This window comes from Streptomyces sp. NPDC085524 (assembly GCF_044541755.1).
In the GTDB taxonomy this organism is placed as follows: domain Bacteria; phylum Actinomycetota; class Actinomycetes; order Streptomycetales; family Streptomycetaceae; genus Streptomyces.
Window position 1 is genome coordinate 119,882 of sequence record NZ_JBITTH010000026.1, and the last position, 19,721, is coordinate 139,602.

Below are 19,721 nucleotides of genomic sequence, written 5' to 3' on the forward strand. Positions count from 1 at the left end.
CGTCGCCGGTACGGGAGTCACGCCGGCACCGGTTCCTTCGCCGGTTCGGGGGCGGCGGCCCCCGTGGGGTCCGGGTCGGTGTTCAGGTCGGCCAGCATCTGCTTCGTGAAGCCGAAGAAGAACGTGGCGGCGAAGCCCACCAGGTAGCCGACCACCAGGCCGCCCGCGTAGATGGCGATCGTGGCGCCCATGCCCGACTTGCCGTCCAGGAGGGGGAAGAGGGCCCAGCCCGACGGGCCGATGGCGGTGGAGCCGAAGGCCACGCCGAGCTGGTTGAACAGGCCCACGAAGGCTCCGCCGGCCGCACCGCCGATGCAGGCGGTGATGAACGGGCGGCCCAGCGGGAGGGAGACGCCGTAGATCAGGGGCTCGCCGACGCCCAGGAAACCGGCCGGGAGCGCGGACTTGATGGTGGCGCGGAGCGAGCCGTTGCGCGGGAGCCGGCAGTAGACGGCGATCGCCGCACCGACCTGGCCCGCGCCCGCCATCGCGAGGATGGGCAGCAGGACGGTGTAGCCGGACTGCTCGATGAGCGTGGTGTGGATGGGGATCAGCGCCTGGTGCAGGCCCAGCATGACCAGGGGGAGGAAGAGGCCGCCGAGGACCAGGCCCGCGAAGGCGCCGCCGGTGGCGAGCAGCCAGTTGGCGAAGGAGCCGATGGCGGCGGAGGCCTCACCGGCGAGGAACATCAGGCCGAAGAGGGTGACCAGGCCCGAGACCAGCACCGTGAGGGTGGGGGTGACCAGGACGTCCAGGGCCTCCGGCACCCGGCGCCGGCACCACTTCTCGACCTGGACCGCGAGGAGCGCGGCGGCCAGTGCACCGAGTACGCCGCCCTGGCCCGGCTTCAGTTCCTGGCCGAAGGCGGTGATCTTCGCGACCCCGGGGAAGACGATGATGGCGGCGACCGCACCGCCCAGGACGGGCGTCCCGCCGAACTCCTTGGCCGTGTTGTGGCCGACGAACACCGCGATCAGCGACATGAAGCCGGAGGCGATCGCGGCGAGCGCCGGGACCAGGGCCGGGAGCCAGCCGAGGTTGGTCAGCATGCCGTTCAGCCCCGCGATCACACCGCAGCCGATCAGGGCCGGGATCAGCGGGACGAAGATGTTCGCGATGCGGCGCAGGAGGAGCTTGACCGGGGTGGCGTTGCGGGCCTTCCGGGCCTCCTTGAGCGCCGCGCCCCGGGCCTGGAGCTCCTGCGCCGTCACCGGGTGGCGGGAGGCGGCGGCCGCCGAGCGGCCCTCCTCCACCAGCGCCTCGAACTCCGGGGTCACCCGGGCGACGGCGCCCGGGCCGAGCACGATCTGGTAGGTGTCGTCCTCGACCACGCCCAGCACCGCCGGGAGGGCCTTCAGCGCGTCGTCGTCGACGAGCGAGCGGTCGCGCAGGGCGATGCGCAGGCGGGTCATGCAGTGCGCGATCGATGTGACGTTGTCCGGGCCGCCGACCAGGGGGAGGATCGCGGCGGCCGTGGCGCGGTTCTTGTCGGCGGGGGCGGTCGGTCCCGTGGGCCCGGTGGGCTCGGTGGGCTTGGCGGGCTCGGTGGGCTCGGTGGGCATCGTGGGGGTCGCCTCGCTGTCGGGGTGGGCCGGCGTGTGGGGGTGGGGGCGGTCAGCGGGTCTCGGTGGCGGCCAGGGCGGCGCGGAGGTGGCCCCCCGAGGCGGCGAGGAGTCCGGCGGCCTCGTCGCCGTCGACCCCGCCGAGGATGACGAGGATCGCGTCCTTGACCTCGCCGCCGGTGGCGGACAGTGCGGCCTCGATCTCCTCGTCGGGCGCGCCGGTGGCCAGGGACACGATGCGGCGGGCGCGGGCGCGCAGCTTCTCGTTCGAGGAGCGCATGTCGACCATGAGGTTCCCGTAGGTCTTGCCCAGCCGGATCATGGTGATCGTCGAGATGAGGTTGAGTACGAGCTTCTGCGCGGTGCCGGCCTTCAGGCGGGTGGAGCCGGTGAGCAGTTCGGGGCCGACGACCACCTCGATGCCGTGCTCGGCGGCGGCCGCGAGCGCGGAGCCCGCGTTGCAGGAGAGTCCGACGGTGAGCGCGCCGCGGCTGCGGGCGAACTCGACGGCGCCGATCGCGTACGGGGTGCGGCCGGAGGCGGAGATGCCGACGACGGTGTCGTCCGGGCCGATGGCGAGCGCGGTGAGGTCCGCCGCGGCCAGCTCCGCCGAGTCCTCGGCGCCTTCGACGGCCTTCACCATCGCGGTGGGGCCGCCCGCGATCAGGCCGACGACGTCGGCCGGGTCGGTGTTGAAGGTGGGCGGGCACTCGCTGGCGTCGAGCACGCCCATCCGGCCGGCGGTGCCGGCGCCCGCGTAGACGAGCCGGCCGCCGCGTGCCATGCGTACCGCGATCGCGTCGACGGCGGCGGCGATCCGCGGCAGCTCCCCGGCGACGGCGGCCGGGACGGTGGCGTCCTCGGCGTTCATGGTGCGGGCGATGTCGAGGGTGGACAGCCGGTCGATCTCGGCGAGTTCGGGGCGGAAGGCCTCGGTGGTGAGGGTGGCGAGCTGGGCGCGGAGTTCGGCGTACGCGGTCACGGGGGGTCCTATCGGGCGGGGTGCCGGTGGGCGAGGGCCTCGTACGAGGCGGTGAGCGCGGGCGCGGCCCGCTCGTACGTCTGCTGCGCGACGGCGAGTGGGTGATGGCGAGTGGGTGATGGCGACGGCCACGTCGCCGGGCCGCAGCTGGACGGCGTCGGTGACGGCGAGGCGCAGGTCGCGGTAGCCGGGGAGGCGGACGGTGCGGATGGCGGTGGCCTCGCTGGTACCGGTGCGCTCTGCGAGGGCGGTGACGGTGAGCGGGGCGTACCCGGCGGGATCGGAGGCCACGGCTCCGGCGACGGCCTGCATGGAGCGCGTCATGGAGGGCCCGGGACTCCGCACCCGCGCCGTGAGCGAGGCGGCGGGCGGGGCCGGGGCTGGCGATGGCGGCGATGGTGGGGCGAGGCACGCACGCCCAGCCGTGTCGGCTGCGCCGGGCTCGGCCGTCCCGCCGTCCGCGGCTGTGGGTTCGACCGGGGCGGGCTCCGCCGGGTGTGGTGGCGGGGCCGATGGCGGGTGGGTGAAGGTTTTCCTCGGCCTTCTGCTCACACGCGAAATCTATTTTCAGGCCAAGGTGGCGGCAAGACGCCATACGGACCCTCCTCAAGAGGGCCCGTCGCCACGTGGGCCCGCCGGGTAGCCGGCCGGGCTTCGCAGATTTGCCCCTCTCCATGGAGGACGTTGGGCGCGGCCAACGCGGCAAGGCGTTCCGGCGCACCGTCGCCGCTCCCCACCGCGAAGTTCCGGGAACGCCTGCGCGCCATGGCCTGCCACCGCGGACTCGTGGTGGCTGCCGGCCAGGCCGTCCCCCGCCCCGGGGCGCGCGGGACCGCAAGCCAGCCAAGGACCACAGGCACGCCCCGTCAGGGCGAAAAGACCTGCCGGGACCGAAGCGACCAGCTCGCGCGGTTCCCCGTCTCCCGGGACCGTTCGGAGAGACAACCGGGCACTCCGGTTCAAGGTGATTCAGCCGATAGTGGCTAACATCGCCACGAACGGTTGACAATGAGCGCATGGACCACGCGACCCCCCTGGAACAGGCGCTGCATGTCGCCCGTGCACTTGTTCTCGCCGACCTCGCCGCCGGCGAGGTCGCCGATGCCGATGTCGTCTCCCTCGTCGAGGACTCGGTCACGCACCGCCGGTGGTGGGTGGAGCAGTGGCCGGAGGGCGTCGACTACCTCGCCGGACTCGTCGCCCAGGACGTCCAGGACGCGCTGCTGGAGAAGTACGGCCGCTGGCCGCTGTGCCCGGTCTGTACGCACGGCGAGCCGCACGCGCTGGACGTGGAACCGGAGCTGGGTGCCGACCCGCACTGGGTGTGCTCGGAGGCGGGTGTGAGGGTGGCGTCGGTCGGCGCCCTCGGGCCGGTCTTCCACCCGGGCCGGTGAGCCGCGGGTGACGGTGTACATCGACCCGCCGACCTGGCCGGGCCACGGCCGCATGTGGTCGCACCTGGTCAGCGACGTCTCGTACGAGGAGCTGCACGCGTTCGCGGCGTCGATCGGCTGCCCGCCGCGCGCCTTCGAGCGGGACCACTACGACGTGCCCTCGCACCGCTACGCGGACGCGGTCGCCGCGGGCGCGGTGGAGATCGGCAGCAAGGAACTGGTCCGCCGCATCACCCAAGCCGGCCTGCGCCGCCCGAAGGGGCGGGCGCAGGCGTAGGGCCGTACGGGTCCTATGCGCGGGCGGACGCCGGGGCGGAGTCGTGCGCGGCGGGCGTCGACGTGGCCACGACGCGCGTCGGGGTGGGCGTACGGCGGTGCAGGCGGAGGGCGGCCAGGGTGAGGGCGATGGCCGTGACGGTCATGGCCGCGCCCGCCCAGGCGGTGGCGGCGAAGCCGAGGTCCGCGTCGATGACGGTGCCGCCGAGCCAGGGGCCGCCGGTGTTGCCCAGGTTGAAGGCGGCCGTGGTGGTGGCGCCGGCCAGGGTGGGGGCGGTGCCCGCGACGTTGAACATGCGGGCGTTGAGCGCGGGGGCGGTGAAGAAGGCCGAGACGCCGAGCAGGAAGGACAGGGCGATCGCCGCGGCCGCCGTGGAGGCGAGCAGGGCGAGGGCGGCGAGGAAGGCGGTGGAGGCGGTGGAGGCGGTGATGCCCCAGATCATGACGCCGAAGAGGTGCGCGTCCGCGACCCGGCCGCCGATGGTGGTGCCGACCAGGGCGCCGATCCCGAAGAGGCCGAGGATCCACGGGACCCACCCCGCGTCGAGCCCGGCCACGTCCGTGAGCAGCGGCGACAGGTAGCTGAAGGCGCAGAAGACGCCGCCCGCGGCGAGGGCCGTGATGCCGACGGACAGCCACACCTGGCGGTCGCGGTAGATGCGCAGCTCGCGGCGGAGCGTGGGGCGCTCGGCGGGCAGCGGGATGCGCGGGATGAGTGCCAGGATGCCGGCCAGGGCGATCGCGGAGGCCGCGCCCACCGACCAGAACGCGGAGCGCCAGCCCAGGTGCTCGCCGAGGAAGGCGCCGGCGGGGACGCCGAGGACGTTGGCGATGGACAGGCCGCCGATCATGACGGCCATCGCGCGGGCCCGCTGGTCCTTGTCGACCATGGCGATGGCGACGGCCGCGCCGACGGCCCAGAAGCCCGCGCAGGCGAGGGCCGAGACGACGCGGGAGGCGAAGAGGAGCTCGTACGAGGGGGCCAGCGCGCCCGCGATCTGCCCGAGGCCGAAGAGGCTGATGAGGGCGATGAGCGTGGTGCGGCGCGGGAGGCGCAGGGTGGCCACGGCCAGCAGCGGCGCCCCGATGACCATGCCGATGGCGAAGGCGGATATGAGCAGGCCCGCCTGCGGGATGGTGACGCCCATGTCCTCGGCGATGGGCGGCAGCAGCCCGGAGAGCATGAACTCGCTGGTGCCGAGTGCGAAGACGGAGAGTCCGAGGACGTAGACGGCCACGGGCATGCGGGCGGGGGAGGGGCGTGCGGCATCAGCGGGCATGACTGATAGCAACCGGTGTGAACACGATCAAATTCCCCGCCGTCAGGACGGTTCCGCGAGCCCTGCGAGTTCGGCGGTGAGATTGGCGCGGGCCGGTCCCTCCCAGTGCTCGGCTCCGTACGGCGTGCGGAAGAGCCGGGGCAGGCCGAGCAGCTGGCGCAGGACGGCGGCGCGGCCGGTGCGGAAGGCCCCGTCGGGGACGAAGCCGTACTCCTCGCGGACGGCGGCCGTGTACGCGGCGTAGGCGTCCGGGGTGCCGGCGAGCACGCCGAGGTCGGCGTCGCAGAGGACCTCGCCGTTGGTGTCGCCGGGGGCGGGGTCGTGGGTGACGGTGAGCCGGACCAGCCGGGCCACCTCCGCGGTGCGGGCGGCGTCCACGCCGAGCTCGGGCAGGGCGCGCTCGGCCATGGCGGCGCTGCGCTCCTCGTTCTCGGATCGGTCGGGCCGGTAGACGGCGTCGTGGAACCAGGCCCCGAGCCGGACGGCGGCGGGGTCGGCGGCGTGCGGGGCGAGTACGTCGATCCGCCCGAGTACGTCGGCCAGGTGCGCAGTGGTGTGGTACCTGCGCTGCGGCTCCGCCCAGGCGGCGAGGAGCCGGTCGGCGTACGGGGCGGGGTCGCGGTCGGGGGAGGCGCCGGCGGCGGCGACGGTGGCCTGCCAGTGCGCCCGGAGGGCGGGGGTGTCGTCGTGCGGGGTGCCTGTGTCCATGGGCACATTGTGCGGGTGGCGTGATTGTGCTGGTGGAGCGCGGGCGGAGACCCGTACCCTGATATTGGACTAGACCTATTTTCCCATACCGGACCCGGACACCCGGACACCCGGACACCCGGACTAAGGACGGCATCGAATGAGCAACCGTGCGCTCCTGGAGGTGATCGCCCTCGACGCTGAGGACGCGATCGCGGCCCAGGCCGGTGGGGCGGACCGACTCGAACTGGTCACCGACATGGCCGCCGACGGGCTCACCCCGCCGCGCGAGACCTTCGCGGCGATCAGAGCGGCGGTCGACATCCCGCTGCGCGTGATGCTCCGCAAGACGGACGGCTTCGCCGCGGGCGACGTCTCCGTACTGGTGGAGGCGGCACGGGAGCTGCGGGCGGAAGGGGCGCAGGAGTTCGTCCTCGGCTTCCTGAACCCGGACGGCAGCCCCGACCTGGCCGCCGTCGAGGCGCTGGTGGCGGAGCTGGACGGCTGCCGGTGGACCTTCCACCGGGCCATCGACCGCGCGGCGGACCGGGACGGGCTGCGCAAGGCGCTGGCGGAGCTGCCGGGGCTGGACGCCTACCTGACGGCCGGCTCCGCGGCCGGGGTCGAGGAGGGCCTGCCGGTGCTGCTGGCGGAGGCGGCGCGGCGGGGAGAGCCGGGGTACAGGGCGCGGATCCTGGTCGGCGGCGGCCTGGCGCTGTCGCACCTGCCGGTGCTTCGGGAGGCCGGTGTCGACGCGTTCCACATCGGCGGAGCGGCGCGTCCCGACGGGTGGGGGCGGCCCGTCTCGGCGGCGGCCGTCGCGGAGTGGCGCGCCGCCCTGTCCTGACCGGCCGGCCCGCGGGGCGCTGCCCCGCACCCCGCGCCTCAATCGCCGGCGGGGCTGGATATCGCCCGGAGGGGCTGGACTGCCGCGCAGCGGCAATCTCAGCCCCTCCGGCGTTCGAGGAGCGGGGTGCGGGGCGGAGTTCCGGAAGCGGCGCCGCACACGACGGTCCAGCGCAGGCACATCCGGCCCCGGCGAGTCAGGCCAGGGCCGCCGGGAGGGGGGCCGCGTGGAGGAGGGCCAGGCCCGAGACGGCCCGGGTGAGGCAGACGTACAGGCGGCGCAAGCCGGTCCGCTCGTCCGGCTCGCCGTCCACGATCGCCGCCGGCTCGTCCAGGACCACGTAGTCGTACTCCAGACCCTTCGCCAGGGAGGCCGGCACGAGGGTCAGGCGGGACTCGGCCGTCGTCTCCTCGCCGGGGGACAGGTAGGCGAGGCCCGCCTCCCGCAGGGCCTCCGCCAGGACCGGGATGCGGGCGTCCGCCGCGATCAGGCCGATGGAGCCCTCGTACGCGAGGGACTCGCGGCAGGCCGCGAGGACCGCCGGATTCAGGCCGGCGGGGTCATCCGTCGCCGCGATCCGCAGCGAGCCCGGGGTCTCGCGGACCGAGGAGACCGGGGCCAGCCCCGGGGAGATCGACGGCAGCAGCCGCGACGCGTACGCGATCACCTCGCGCGGCACGCGGAAGCCCGCCGTCAGCTCCTCGACCACCGCCTGCGGCTTGCCCAGGTGCGCGAGGGCCTCGTCCCAGCTGCGCGTGGCCCACGGGGTGGTGCCCTGCGCGAGGTCGCCCAGGACCGTCGCCGAGCCCGTCGTGCAGCGCCGCCCCACCGCCCGGTACTGCATGGGGGAGAGGTCCTGGGCCTCGTCGAGGACGACGTGGCCGAGCGAATGCGTCCGCTCCACCAGGTCCGCCGCCTCGTCGATCAGGACCAGGTCCGCCGCCGACCACTTCGCCGACTTCACGCTGCGGAACGGCTTCGGCCACAGGAGGAGCTTCTGCTCGTCCGCGGTGAGGACGTCCGCGGCGTGCTCCGCCAGGAACTCCGGGTCGGAGAGCAGCCGCAGCACCAGCTTCGCCGGGTCGACCGGCGGCCAGATCTCCTTGACCGCCGCCTTCACCGCCGCATTGCGCGCCACCGAGTCCTGGACGCGGTCGTCCGGCGCCTCGCCCGCCTGCTCCATCCGGACCAGGACCGCGTGCGCGATGCGCTGCGGGAGCGCCTCTCGGGCGGCCCCGTAGCGGATGTCGCGGTTCTGGAGCTCCTCGACCATCTCCGCCAGCTCGTACGACGGCACGCGCCAGCGGCGTGAACCGCGCACCACCATCAGCGCCTCGGTGGGCGCCGTGACGTGCGATTCGAGGGCCCGGCGCAGCACCTCCGCCATCCGGGCGTCGCCCTTGACCACGGCGGTCCCGGCGGCGTCCGTGCCGCGCACCTCCAGGCCGTCGCGGGCCACGAGGTCGTCGACGGTGGCCTGCTTGACCTCGAGCTCGCCCAGCGCGGGCAGGACCTGCTCGATGTAGTGCAGGAAGGACCGGTTCGGCCCGATGACGAGCGTGCCGGTGCGGGCGAGGCGGTCGCGGTGCGCGTAGAGCAGGTACGCGACACGGTGCAGGCCCACCGCCGTCTTGCCGGTGCCGGGGCCGCCCTGCACGCAGACGGAACCGGACAGCCCCGAGCGGACGAGTTTGTCCTGTTCCGGCTGGATCGTGGCGACGATGTCCCGCATCGGGCCGACGCGCGGGCGCTCGATCTCCTGCTGGAGCAGCTTGCTGACGGAATCCGCCTCGGCCGGGTCGGAGAGGTGCTCGTCCTCGTACGCCGTGAGCTCGCCGCCGGTGTAGCCGAAGCGGCGGCGCAGGCCGATGTCCTGCGGGTCCTGCTTGGAGGCCCGGTAGAACGGCTGGGACACCGGGGCGCGCCAGTCGATGACCATCGGGTCGCCGCCGGCGTCGTGGACGTGACGGCGGCCGATGTAGAACTGCTCCCCCTCGGCGCCCTCCGCGAGCTCCGCGCCGGGCGCGTGCAGGTAGTCCAGGCGGCCGAAGAAGAGGGGGGTGTGGGACAGGTCGGCGAGGGCCTTGATGCGGTCGTCGATCTGGGCCTGGAGGACGACGGCGTTGACCCAGTTCGCGGTGACGTCGCGGATGTCCAGGGCCTCCACGTCCTCGCGCATGGCGCGGAGCGCGGCGCGGGAGGCGGCGAGGTGCGAACGTTCGCGGGTCAGGGGGTTCACGACGGGGTCGGACTCGGGGGCGTGCGCGGGCACGGGACTGCCTCCAGCTGCTGGTGCGGAACAGTTGGCCCGCCGGTTTCCGTCCGGTGGGCGGCTCTCCCCGGTGCGGCGGTGGGAGGCGGCAAGAGCGGAGATTCTAGTCACCGCGGCCCGGCTGCGCGAACGGATTCGGGGGCCGGAAGTCCCGCCGGCCCGGGACCTCCGTCCGGGTGACGGACCGGGGGCCGTCACCCTTTGGGCAGACCCACTAGGGGGCGGCATGAGCCCCCAGGAGGACCCCAGCGGCCCCGGGATTCCGCCCGCAGGGCGATGTGCGGTGACGGCCGGAAGCGCACCATGGATACATGAGCACCGCAACCTTCACCCCCATCCAGGGCGGCCGCCCGAGCGGCGCCACCGCCACCTCCACCGGCTCCCACTCCCGGCACTTCGTCGGCAATGCGCTGCGCGCGGCCAAGGTCTTCGCGGCGGCGGCGGTGAGCGTCGTGGTCCTGGGCGAGTACGCCGAGGACGCGGGCGTCATCCGCCGCTGACCTCCCGGTCGGGGTGGCCGTCCGCCGGTCGGCTGCCGCGCCGCTGCCGGGGCTCCGCCCCGGACCCCGCGCCTCAAACTCCCCCAGCTACCGCTGGGAGGTGCCCCCTGGCGGGGCTGAACATGCCGCTGCGCGGCATCCCAGCCCCAGGCACTGCGTTCGTCAGTCGCTCGTCAGGAGTTCGTCCGCGTCCATGATCCGGTACGCGTAGCCCTGTTCGGCGAGGAAGCGCTGGCGGTGGGCCGCGAAGTCCTGGTCGATCGTGTCGCGCGCGACGACCGAGTAGAACCGCGCCTCGTGGCCGTCCGACTTCGGGCGCAGTACGCGGCCCAGGCGCTGCGCCTCCTCCTGGCGGGAGCCGAAGGTGCCCGACACCTGGATGGCGACCGTCGCCTCCGGCAGGTCGATGGAGAAGTTCGCGACCTTCGACACCACCAGCACGTTGATCTCGCCCTCGCGGAAGGCGTCGAACAGCTTCTCGCGCTGCGCGTTCGACGTCTCGCCCTTGATGACGGGCGCGTCCAGGTGCTCGCCGAGCTCGTCGAGCTGGTCGATGTACTGGCCGATCACCAGGGTCTGCTCGCCCTTGTGCTTGCGCACCAGCGCCTCGGTGACCTTCCGCTTCGTCGCCGTCGTCGCGCAGAAGCGGTACTTCTCCTCCGTCTCGGCGGTCGCGTACGCGAGCCGCTCCGACTCGGTGAGGTTCACTCGGACCTCGACGCAGTCCGCCGGGGCGATGTAGCCCTGCGCCTCGATCTCCTTCCACGGGGCGTCGAAACGCTTCGGCCCGATGAGCGAGAACACGTCCGACTCGCGGCCGTCCTCGCGGACCAGAGTGGCCGTCAGGCCGAGCCGACGGCGGGCCTGGAGGTCGGCGGTGAACTTGAAGACCGGCGCGGGCAGCAGGTGCACCTCGTCGTAGACGATCAGGCCCCAGTCGCGGGAGTCGAAGAGCTCCAGGTGCGGGTAGACGCCCTTCCGCTTCGTGGTGAGGACCTGGTACGTGGCGATGGTGACGGGGCGGATCTCCTTGCGGGTACCGGAGTACTCGCCGATCTCGTCCTCCGTCAGCGAGGTCCGCTTCACCAGCTCGTGCTTCCACTGGCGGGCCGAGACCGTGTTCGTCACCAGGATCAGCGTCGTCGCCTTCGCCTTGGCCATGGCGCCCGCGCCGACCAGCGTCTTGCCGGCGCCGCAGGGCAGTACGACCACCCCGGAACCGCCGTGCCAGAAGCCCTCGACGGCCTGCTGCTGGTACGGGCGCAGCGCCCAGCCGTCCTCGGCCAGGTCGATCGGGTGCGCCTCGCCGTCCACGTACCCGGCGAGGTCCTCGGCCGGCCAGCCCAGCTTGAGCAGCGTCTGCTTGATCTGCCCGCGCTCGGACGGGTGCACGGCCACGGTGTCGGCGTCGAGCCGCGCCCCGACGAGCGGGGCGATCTTCTTGGACCGCAGGATCTCCTCCAGCACCGGCCGGTCCGTGCTGGTCAGGACCAGTCCGTGCACGGGGTGCTTGGAGAGCGTGAGGCGGCCGTAGCGGGCCATCGTCTCGGCCACGTCGACGAGCAGCGCGTGCGGGACGGGGTAGCGGGAGTACTCGACGAGCGCGTCGACGACCTGCTCGGCGTCGTGCCCGGCGGCCCGGGCGTTCCACAGGCCGAGCGGGGTGATCCGGTAGGTGTGGATGTGCTCGGGAGCCCGCTCCAGCTCGGCGAAGGGAGCGATGGCGCGGCGCGCGGCTCCGGCGAGTTCGTGGTCGACCTCCAGGAGGAGGGTCTTGTCGCTCTGGACGATGAGAGGCCCGTTCACGCACGTACCTTTCCGACGCGGGGCGGTCACCCGGGTGCGGGCGGCCAAACCTCCAGTTTGCCTTATTCGGAAGGGGAAGGGAGGCCGGGGCGTGTTAGCTTGCCCGGGCCGAAATCGGATCACGGTTCGACGGGGGAACCTCATGGTGACGAGCAGGCGCACCTTACTGACCGGCCTCGCGGCGGCCGCGGCGGGAGCGCCGCCGGCCGGCGGGCTCGCGGCGACGCCGGCGTACGCGGGGACGAGCGCGGGCGCGGGAACGGGCGCGGGCGCGGGAACGGGCGCGGGGGCGAGCGCGTCGGCGGGCACCGGGCGCACGAACACCGACCTGTACCGCGAGCTCGCGGCCAAGGGCCCGGGCTTCGGCGAGGGCCACGACTACGCCCGGCGGTACCACCGGCACGAGAAGGCCGACGTCGACAGGGAGACGCACACCCCGCACGCCCTCACCACCGTCCTGGCGGTCCACGGCGGCGGCATCGAGGTCGGGACCAGCGAGGTGTGCCTGGGCATCGCCGGCTACGCCCCGAAGGCCGAGGGGCAGCTGACCGCCGTCGGCGCGCCGCAGTACGACTACTGGATGTTCGAGGGGCTGCGCAGCAAGGACAACGACGAGCTGCACGTCACCTCCGCGCTCTGCGACGACCCGGTCGCGCTGTCGATGACGTACGCCAGCCGCATCGTCCTCAGCGTGCACGGATGCAAGTGGGACCAGGCGGTCCCCGACTCCTGGGACCCCGCGCAGTACCCGGACAAGCGGGGCGTGGTGATCGGCGGGGCAACGCGGGCTTCAAGGCGCTGCTCAGGACCGAGCTCGAAAGGATCGGGATCCCGGTCCTGCCGGGCCGGGAAGGGCTCGACGGCGACCTCCCGGCCAACATCTGCAACCGCACCTTCCGCCCCTTCGACGGCAGTCCGGCCCAGGGCGGCGCGCAGTTGGAGATGACGCGGGAGCTGCGGGACAGCCTGTTCTCCAGGAACGGCAGCGCGGAGACGCGCTCGGCGAACACGAACGGCGCCTTCACCGCCTTCGTGAACGCGTGCCGCGCGGCCGTCGCCGAACAGGAGCGGATCGTGCGGACCGGTGAAGCCACCGTGATCCCCGGATGACGGGCGGCCTGCGCATCGAGCGGGCCGTCGGCGACGGCGACGGCCTGCTCCGGGACTGGCGGCACGTCCACAACCTGGTCGTTCCCACGGCCCCGCTGTCCCCGGAGGAGGTGCGGGAGCGGGCCGGGCGCAACCGGCTGGACGTCGCGTACCTCGGGGACGCCCTCGTGGGCTGCATGACGGTGCGCCCGGCCGCCGGGGACGATCCGGTGGTCGTGATCGCGCGGGTGCTGCCGGAGCACCGGGGCCGCGGCCTCGGCTCGCGGCTGTACGGGCACGGGCTGGCGCAGGCCCGGGAGCTCGGGGCCGCCACGGTCCGGACCGTGGTGCTGGAGACGAACCCGGAGGGGCTGCGCTTCGCGCTCGCGCGGGGGTTCGCCGAGGTCGAGCGCTACGTGCTGCCCGGGGACACCGTGGCGTTCGTGGACCTCGACCTCGACCTCGACCCGGGGGTCGACCCCGGGGCCGACCTCGGCCCCCGCCTCGGAGGGACGGCCTAGGCGGGCCGGGCCAGGCCGCGCAGCAGCAGGGCCAGGCCGCCGTCGAACTCCCGGTCCGGAGTGAGGGCCGGGGCTCCGCGCGCGGCCTCGGTCAGGTAGGGGAACCGCTCCGGCGGGAGCTCGGCGATGGCTGCCGTGCCCGCGCCGGAGAGGGCGCCGAGGTGTTCCTGCTGGACCGCGCCGATCACGTAGGCGAGCAGGGCCCGCAGGGCGATGATGCGCTCCTCGGGCCCGATGCCGGCCCCGGTGAGCTCCCCGAGCAGCGTCTCGCCCCAGCCCATCACGCTCGGGGAGCGGTGGCGGTGGGTGAGGACCAGCGGCAGGACCTCCGGGTGGGCGGCCACCGCGCCGCGGAGCCGGGCGACGAGCTCGGTGACCCGGTCCTGCCACGGGCGGCCGGGGGCGGGGGCCGGCGGGGTGGGGTCGACCGCGCTGAGGACCAGTTCCACGACGAGGGCCTCGAGCTCCTCGCGGTCCTGGACGTAGCGGTACAGGGCCATCGTGCTGATGCCGAGTTCCACGGCGACGGCGCGCATGGACAGTCCGGTGAGTCCGTCGCGGTCGATGACGGCGAGGGCCGCGGCGGCCAGTCGGGCCGGGGTGAGCGAGCGGGGTCGGGGCATGGTGGTTGACAGCGTACGGCATACGCCTACGCTGTTAGGTGTACGGCATACGCCTAAACGGGAGGTCCCGGCTCCGATGAAGCTCTCCGCAGGTTCCGCAGTCCCCACCCGCACCCTCACCTCGGTCACGGACGGCACGCCGGTCGCCGTCCCCGACCCGGACGCAGGCCCCGACCGGCTGATCCACCTCCAGTTCCGCCGGTTCGCCGGCTGCCCCGTCTGCCACCTGCACCTGCGCTCCGTCGTGCGCCGCCACGCCGAGATCGAGGCGGCCGGGATCCGGGAGGTCGTCGTCTTCCACTCCACCGCCGGCGAACTGCGCGAGCACGTCGCCGACTTCCCCTTCGCCGTCGTCGCGGATCCGGACAAGCGGCTGTACGCCGAGTACGGCGTCGAGTCGTCCTACCGGTCCCTGCTCAGCCCCCGCGCCTGGGGGCCGGTGCTCCGCGCGCTCGCCCACGGCTTCGTCGAGCTGGCACGCGGCCGGGCGAAGGCGCCGTCGTTCTTCCCGGACGGCGGGCGCTACGGGCTCCCGGCGGACTTCCTCATCGCACCCGACGGGCGGGTCCTGGCCGCCGGGTACGGGGAGCACGTCGACGACCAGTGGCCGGTGGAAAAGCTGCTGACGCTGGCGGAGGAGGCCCGTAGGGTCCGGGCATGAGCGACGATCAGCAGAACGGCGATGGCCGGCAGGGTTTCGTGCCCGCCGGCTTCGAGGTGCCGCGCACACCGGTCGGCGACGGCTTCCGCCTGGAGCCGCTCGGGCCGCAGCACAACGAGCGGGACCTCGCCGCCTGGAGCGGGAGCATCGCGCACGTACGGGCCACACCCGGATTCGTCGGGCGGGGATGGCCGCCCGCGGAGGGGATGTCCGCCGAGGCGAACCTGGCCGACCTGGAGCGGCACGCACGGGACTTCGCCGAGCGCCGGGCGTTCACGTACAGCGTCCTCGAAGGGGACGGCGAGGGCGCGGAGGTGATCGGCTGCCTCTACATCCACCCCGGCAAGGAGCAGCCCGAGCGCGTGCAGGTCAGCTCCTGGGTGCGGGCCGACCGGGCGCACCTCGACGCGCCGGTGTACGAGACCGTCAGCCGCTGGCTCGCCGAGGCGTGGCCCTTCGACGCCGGGCGGATCGACTACGCGCCCAGGTGAGGCAACGGGCCGGCGGCGTAAGGGGTTTCCACGGGCAGCAGTGCGCGGGCCGCGTCGCCGTCCCCGGCCCGGACCAGGCCGTGGATCTCCCGGGCCAGCGGGGTGACGTCGCGGATGGAGACCGTCCACTCGTCGGCGTAGGCACGTGAGAACGGACCCGACAGGCCCAGCTGGAGCGAGCGGTACGGGAGCGGGTCGAGGTGCAGGTCGCGCTCCGGGTCCCACTGGACCCGGGCCGACGTCGTGCGCACCGACTCCTGCCAGGCCGCGCGGTCCGCGTGCACGCCGGGGACGTAGTGCGACAGGCAGGCCTCGCGCAGCGCGCGGTCGAAGCCGTCGCGGGTGATCTCGACCGCCAGCACCGTCTCCTGGTCGGGCTTGGCGGCCCAGCCGCAGCGGTACATCATCCACAGGAACGAGGGCTTGATCCACGTCATCCGCTCGCGCTTCCAGGCGGGCGGGAACCGGCCGTCACGCGCGGCCGGGCCGCCGAGGTGGGGGGCGTACGCCTGGTAGACGGTGACGGTCGCGTCCGTGTGCGCGGCGCGGATCTGGCGGGTGGGTACGTCTTGCATGGCCCCAAGGGTGGCGGGACGCCTGCGACGGGCGCCAGCCGTTTTCCACGCGGGGCGGCACGGCCATCCGGCCCCGCCGGGCGGCAGAATCCAGCCCCGCCAGGGGGCACCTCCCAGCGGTAGCTGGGGGAGTTTGAGGCGCGGGGTCCGGGGCGGAGCCCCGGGAACGGCGCCGCACGGAATCCGGCGGACGGGGCCGGGCCGGGGCCGCGCCGGGCTGGGCCGGGTTAGAGGTGCTCCTCCGCCAGTTCGGCCACGCCGGTGATCCGGTGCAGCGCGTACGTTCGCACCTCGTCCGCCGTGTGGTCGTAGCCCGTGACGAAGCCGCCCTCCACCCGCACCGGGGCGATGACCCGCTGGCTGGCCGCCCCTTCCGCGTTCACGTAGCCGATCCACACCGCCGACCCGGTCAGGGCCGCCGCCTGGACCGTCGCCAGGGTCTCCGCCGCGCTCGTGCGCGGGAGTTCGCCCGGGGCGACGGACGCCGCCGATGCCGAGGCCGACGCCGGCTCCTTGCGGACCGCGGTCGCCGCCACGTCGCCCGCGCGGATCGCCCGTACCGCTGCGCCGAGCAGCGTCTCGTCCGGGATCGGCGGGCCGTCCGGCACCGGCACGGGAGCCTGCCGGTCCGGGGTGCGGTGGGCGTCCGCGCGGGCCACCAGGACGTCGCCGGTACGGGATTCAGCTGCCGGGGCGTACCCCATCGCGCGCAGGCCGTCGAGCAGGGCGGTCGGGTCGGCCTGGGCCGCCAGGACGGTCGGCGCGAGGCGGCGCAGGCCCAGGCCGGCCGAGCGCTTGTCGGCCAGGATCTCGTTCAGCATGCCGTCGTCGTCGCAGCGCACGTACGAGGACGCCGCCCCGACGCGCAGGTGCCCGTGGCGCCGGGCCACGTCGTCGATCAGGTACGCGAGCGGCTGCGGCACCGGCGTGATGCTGTGCTCGGCGAGGAAGGCGTGCAGGTCGGCAGCGGCCCGCCCGGAGTCCAGGGCGCGGCGGACCGATCCGGGCGTGAAGCGGTACACGGTCGCCCCGCCCTTGGACTCCACGTCCGCCAGCACCGCCAGCACCTCGGCGAGCGGACGGCGCAGCGGGCCCGGCGCCACCGCCGTGAGGTCGGCCTGGAGGAGGACGTGGTCCACCGGCTCGGGAAGGAGCGGCGCCAGCAGGGCGGCGGGGTCGCCGTGCGCGAGCAGCGCCCGGCCCGGGCCGGAGAGCGCGCCGCGCCCGGTGACACCGAGGACCTCCGCGTCCGCCAGGGTCCACCGCGCGAGGCGGGCGCGCAGTTCGCTCGTACCGCGCACGGGACGCTCCCACGTGAGGCGCGCGAGGATCGCGTCCGGGTCCGCCGAGGCGCCTTCGGGCAGGTCGGCCAGGAGTTCGAGGACACGCCGGCGCACCTCCGGAGCGCCGGAGCGGTCGAGTTCGGGGCCCAGCGCCGACAGGGTGCGGCCCTTGGCGTCCTGCTCGCCGACCAGCCCCGGCGTCCGGGTGGCCGGCAGCCAGGCCGCCGCGAGGGCCGACCACCGCTCCGCGGGCGGCAGTTCGCACCAGTCGTCGAAGGCGGGCGTGGGCGCGTAGCGCTCGTCGGCCTCGCCGTCACTGGCCAGCAGACCCGCCGCATAGGCGAGTTCGATCCAGAACGCCGCCTGGGGCTCGGTCGCGTCGAGCGCGACCGCGGTCCGCTTCAGGTCCCGTACGGAGAGCCCGCCCGCGCGCAGCACCGGCGGACCGGCGTGCTCCCAGGACTTGACCAGTTCCTCGACCGTGGCCAGCGCGGCCAGCGCCTGCCCGGCCGCGTTCGCGTCCACAAGCTGTGGACGGTGCTCGCGGTGCGCGGGCACCGCCGGGGCCACCGGCTCCACGGAACGGTGCGCGAGCCCGCCCCGCAGGTGCAGCGCCACCTCGCGGGGCAGCACTACCGTCCGCGCCGACGCGGGCAGCAGCAGCCCCCGGTCGCGCAGCCAGCGCACCGGAGCCGTCGGGTTCGGCGTCACCTCGCCGTACGGCGGACCCCAGACGAGCCGGCCCAGCACCTGGTGCGCCTCCGCCGGGGCCTCGTCCAGCAGTGCCGACATCCTTGGCCGGTCGGTGAACAGGGCGGTCAGTGCCGTCACCGCGGACACCGGGTCGTGGGTCGCGGGCAGCCCGGCGGCCGCCACGATCTCCTGGATCCGGGTCGGCGACATCCCGGCCGTGGCCTCGGAGACCGTGGGGCCGAGGCCCGTGGGGGAGGGCCGCTGCGCGGACGGCGCGAGCAGCTCCCGGGCGGTGCGGACCAGCCGGAGCCGCTCCTCGTCGCCCCACACCAGCGCCTGGTCGCGCAGGGTGCCGAGGGCGCGGGGGAGCGCGGCACGGGCCTGCTCGCCCGTGCCTTCCGTCTCGCCGCCGGTCAGCAGGTTTTCCAGCACCTCGTACGGGCACGGCTCGGGGGCCACGGCGAGCGCCTCGGCGGTCTGCAGCGCGAACCGGTCGAGGCGGTCCAGGGCCCGCACCACCGACGCCCGGGTCCCGGCGCGGGTGGCCAGCTGCGTCACGTCGCCCGGAACGGGGCTGAGCAGATCCGGGCGGGCATGGAGGAGGGCGGCGAGCGCCGCGTCGTCGCGGGCACGGAGCGCCTCGGCGAGGGAGCGGGGGGCGGGGGTGGTTGCGCTGGTTTCGGTGCTTGCGGTGCTCGTGCCGCTTGCGCTGGTTCCGCTGCTCGCGTCGTTTGCGGTGCTCGCGCCGCTTCGGCCGCTTCCGCTGGATGCCGCTGCTGCTCCCGCTGCTCCCGCAGTGCTTGCGTCGGGCACAGTCGCCTCCTTGTCGCCTCGGCCGGTCAGCCGGCCGGTGCGTGGGCCGGCCCCCATCCGGCCAACGGTATCCGCTGCGCCCGCGGCCGCTCCACGGGCGCACGCGCTACCTTTCGGGCAGCGGGATCGGGAGGAGCCGGGGCATGGGGATCGAAAGCGACCATCTGGTCTACGAATATCTGAGCCGTGTCGGGGACTTGGCGCAGCGGCGGCAGCTCTCGTCCGGCGACCGGATGAGGCTGGTGGCGGGGCTGCGGGACGAGATCGACCGTCGGCGCGCCAAGTACGACCCGGAGACCCCGGCGGCCGTACGCCGCATCCTGGAGCGCATCGGCACGCCGGAGGAGGTCCTGGACGCGCTGGGGTCGCTGTCCGGTTCTGCGCCTGCCGGCGCGTCGGCCTCCGCGCCCACCGCTGCCGCGAGCCCGGAGCCCGCCCCGGGACCGGCCGTACCCGCCCAGCGGAGCCCCGGCCTGCTGCGCCGCAAAGCCGTGCCGCCGCAGAGGCCCGCGGCCGAGCCCCAGAACGTGCCGCCGCACCTGGCCGGTCTCGACGAACTCGGGCCGTCCGGCGGAGCCGAGCCCGACTGGTGGCGGGTCGCGCCGGGTGCGTACGGGCGGGGACCGCAGGTCGAGGGGTTCGCGGGCGGCATCGAGATCCCGGACCTGTTCAAGGAGGGGGCGGAGGAGGAGCCCGCCGACCCGGCCGAGCGGAAGACCCCGGCGGGCGGGGAGGGGGAGGGGCGCGCGCGGAGCCTCGTACGCTTCCTGCGCGACCGGCGGCGCGCCAAGCGGGAGGCGGCCGCAGCGGAGCCGGCGGCCGAGGAGGCCCCCGCCGCCCGGCCGCGCCCGAACGCCTTCCTCCTGCTTGCCGCGGCCGTGCTGCTGGCGGGGGTGGTCAGTGGCTATTGGCTGCTGCTGGTGGTCGGCTGGCTCCTGCCGTACGCCTCGCGCGCCTTGGGCCCCGCCGAACGGAAGTGGACCGTCTTCGGCCCGCCCGGCGTGGTGCTCACCGGCGCGGTGGTGTGGGTGTGGGGCCGCATGAACGGCCGCTGGGGCGAGGCCCTGCCGGAGGACCAGCTGAACGTGGCCCTGCAGGGCATGTGGCCCTGGCTCCTGAGGGGCGCGGGCATCGCCTCGGCGGCGTACCTGGTGTGGCGGGCGCGGAGGCGGTAGGGGGCGGGACTCCTCCCCCTGCGGGCCTTGCCCGCCATTGGGTGCGGGTGGGGGGTGGGCCGGCGTGTGGGTGGGGGGTTCGGCTGCGCCCGACCGTCCAGCCTCGCCGGCGTTTGAGGCGCGGGGTCTGGGGCGGAGCCCCAGGAAACGGTGAAAGGGCGGGGCGGGGCCTGCTCCGCGCAGCGGCACCC

General features: G+C 74.6%; 19 protein-coding genes. 10 read left to right on the forward strand and 9 right to left on the reverse strand.

What is annotated here, in order from left to right:
* Positions 1-17: 17 nt before the first annotated feature.
* Positions 18-1,562 (reverse strand): PTS transporter subunit EIIC, encoded by a 1,545-nt coding sequence (locus ACIGFK_RS32605; RefSeq protein WP_376658399.1) that lies wholly within the window; start codon positions 1,560-1,562, stop codon positions 18-20.
* 52 nt (positions 1,563-1,614) lie between these two features.
* Positions 1,615-2,556, reverse strand: coding sequence for an N-acetylmuramic acid 6-phosphate etherase (gene murQ, locus ACIGFK_RS32610; RefSeq protein ID WP_400054687.1), 942 nt, complete (start codon positions 2,554-2,556; stop codon positions 1,615-1,617).
* 1,004 nt (positions 2,557-3,560) lie between these two features.
* On the opposite strand from murQ, the gene ACIGFK_RS32615 reads away from it, so the two are divergent.
* Together ACIGFK_RS32615 and ACIGFK_RS32620 are read left to right on the forward strand one after the other, a co-directional pair.
* Positions 3,561-3,938, forward strand: coding sequence for a hypothetical protein (locus tag ACIGFK_RS32615; RefSeq protein ID WP_376658397.1), 378 nt, complete (start codon positions 3,561-3,563; stop codon positions 3,936-3,938).
* Between the two features lie 7 nt (positions 3,939-3,945).
* On the forward strand, positions 3,946-4,215 hold the full coding sequence (locus ACIGFK_RS32620; RefSeq protein WP_376658396.1) for a DUF4031 domain-containing protein: 270 nt from the start codon (positions 3,946-3,948) through the stop codon (positions 4,213-4,215).
* A gap of 13 nt (positions 4,216-4,228) precedes the next feature.
* Here ACIGFK_RS32620 and ACIGFK_RS32625 read toward each other — a convergent pair whose 3' ends face one another.
* Positions 4,229-5,458, reverse strand: coding sequence for a Cmx/CmrA family chloramphenicol efflux MFS transporter (locus tag ACIGFK_RS32625; RefSeq protein WP_400054689.1), 1,230 nt, complete (start codon positions 5,456-5,458; stop codon positions 4,229-4,231).
* Positions 5,459-5,536: 78 nt separating this feature from the next.
* Positions 5,537-6,202: a hypothetical protein gene (locus ACIGFK_RS32630; protein ID WP_376658395.1), complete on the reverse strand. Its 666-nt coding sequence runs from the start codon at positions 6,200-6,202 to the stop codon at positions 5,537-5,539.
* Positions 6,203-6,341: 139 nt separating this feature from the next.
* Here ACIGFK_RS32630 and ACIGFK_RS32635 point away from each other — a divergent pair, with 139 nt between their 5' ends.
* On the forward strand, positions 6,342-7,028 hold the full coding sequence (locus tag ACIGFK_RS32635) for a copper homeostasis protein CutC (protein WP_376658394.1): 687 nt from the start codon (positions 6,342-6,344) through the stop codon (positions 7,026-7,028).
* A 196-nt stretch (positions 7,029-7,224) separates the two neighbouring features.
* On the opposite strand, the gene ACIGFK_RS32640 is transcribed toward ACIGFK_RS32635, so the two are convergent.
* Positions 7,225-9,300 carry a HelD family protein gene (locus tag ACIGFK_RS32640; RefSeq protein ID WP_376661243.1) on the reverse strand — a complete coding sequence of 692 codons (2,076 nt, stop codon included), beginning with the start codon at positions 9,298-9,300 and terminating at the stop codon, positions 7,225-7,227.
* Positions 9,301-9,611: 311 nt separating this feature from the next.
* Here ACIGFK_RS32640 and ACIGFK_RS32645 point away from each other — a divergent pair, with 311 nt between their 5' ends.
* The gene (locus ACIGFK_RS32645) at positions 9,612-9,800 is read left to right on the forward strand and encodes a hypothetical protein (RefSeq protein ID WP_376661242.1); all 189 of its coding nucleotides are present in this window, start codon (positions 9,612-9,614) and stop codon (positions 9,798-9,800) included.
* 162 nt (positions 9,801-9,962) lie between these two features.
* Here the strand turns inward: ACIGFK_RS32645 and ACIGFK_RS32650 are convergent, their stop codons facing one another.
* On the reverse strand, positions 9,963-11,606 hold the full coding sequence (locus tag ACIGFK_RS32650) for a DNA repair helicase XPB (RefSeq protein ID WP_376661241.1): 1,644 nt from the start codon (positions 11,604-11,606) through the stop codon (positions 9,963-9,965).
* A 142-nt stretch (positions 11,607-11,748) separates the two neighbouring features.
* On the opposite strand from ACIGFK_RS32650, the gene ACIGFK_RS32655 reads away from it, so the two are divergent.
* Genes ACIGFK_RS32655 through ACIGFK_RS32665 form a run of 3 tightly spaced genes read left to right on the forward strand, consistent with a single transcriptional unit; the run spans position 11,749 to position 13,216 of the window.
* Complete coding sequence (locus tag ACIGFK_RS32655; RefSeq protein WP_400054675.1) at positions 11,749-12,552, forward strand: poly-gamma-glutamate hydrolase family protein; 804 nt, start codon at positions 11,749-11,751, stop codon at positions 12,550-12,552.
* The gene (locus tag ACIGFK_RS32660; protein WP_400054691.1) at positions 12,444-12,716 is read left to right on the forward strand and encodes a poly-gamma-glutamate hydrolase family protein; all 273 of its coding nucleotides are present in this window, start codon (positions 12,444-12,446) and stop codon (positions 12,714-12,716) included. The genes ACIGFK_RS32655 and ACIGFK_RS32660 overlap by 109 nt, the downstream gene beginning before the upstream one ends.
* Entirely contained in the window at positions 12,713-13,216 is a 504-nt protein-coding gene (locus tag ACIGFK_RS32665) for a GNAT family N-acetyltransferase (RefSeq protein WP_376661239.1), read from the forward strand. The genes ACIGFK_RS32660 and ACIGFK_RS32665 overlap by 4 nt, the downstream gene beginning before the upstream one ends.
* Here the strand turns inward: ACIGFK_RS32665 and ACIGFK_RS32670 are convergent.
* Entirely contained in the window at positions 13,213-13,839 is a 627-nt protein-coding gene (locus ACIGFK_RS32670; protein WP_376661238.1) for a TetR/AcrR family transcriptional regulator, read from the reverse strand. The genes ACIGFK_RS32665 and ACIGFK_RS32670 overlap by 4 nt on opposite strands.
* Positions 13,840-13,915: 76 nt before the next feature.
* Between ACIGFK_RS32670 and ACIGFK_RS32675 the strand changes: the two genes are divergently transcribed.
* Both ACIGFK_RS32675 and ACIGFK_RS32680 read left to right on the forward strand, forming a co-directional pair.
* The gene (locus tag ACIGFK_RS32675) at positions 13,916-14,500 is read left to right on the forward strand and encodes a peroxiredoxin-like family protein (RefSeq protein WP_376661237.1); all 585 of its coding nucleotides are present in this window, start codon (positions 13,916-13,918) and stop codon (positions 14,498-14,500) included.
* Positions 14,497-14,991, forward strand: a complete 495-nt coding sequence (locus ACIGFK_RS32680; protein ID WP_376661236.1) for an N-acetyltransferase — start codon at positions 14,497-14,499, stop codon at positions 14,989-14,991. Before ACIGFK_RS32675 ends, ACIGFK_RS32680 begins: the two co-directional genes overlap by 4 nt.
* On the opposite strand, the gene ACIGFK_RS32685 is transcribed toward ACIGFK_RS32680, so the two are convergent.
* Positions 14,976-15,566 (reverse strand): DUF4291 domain-containing protein, encoded by a 591-nt coding sequence (locus tag ACIGFK_RS32685; RefSeq protein WP_400054678.1) that lies wholly within the window; start codon positions 15,564-15,566, stop codon positions 14,976-14,978. The two genes, ACIGFK_RS32680 and ACIGFK_RS32685, sit on opposite strands and share 16 nt — an antisense overlap.
* Before the next feature lie 227 nt (positions 15,567-15,793).
* A complete protein-coding gene (locus ACIGFK_RS32690) occupies positions 15,794-18,355 on the reverse strand; it encodes a helicase C-terminal domain-containing protein (RefSeq protein WP_400054680.1) in 2,562 nt (853 codons plus the stop codon).
* Between the two features lie 143 nt (positions 18,356-18,498).
* On the opposite strand from ACIGFK_RS32690, the gene ACIGFK_RS32695 reads away from it, so the two are divergent.
* A complete protein-coding gene (locus ACIGFK_RS32695; protein WP_376661233.1) occupies positions 18,499-19,530 on the forward strand; it encodes a hypothetical protein in 1,032 nt (343 codons plus the stop codon).
* The last annotated feature ends 191 nt before the right edge of the window (positions 19,531-19,721 follow it).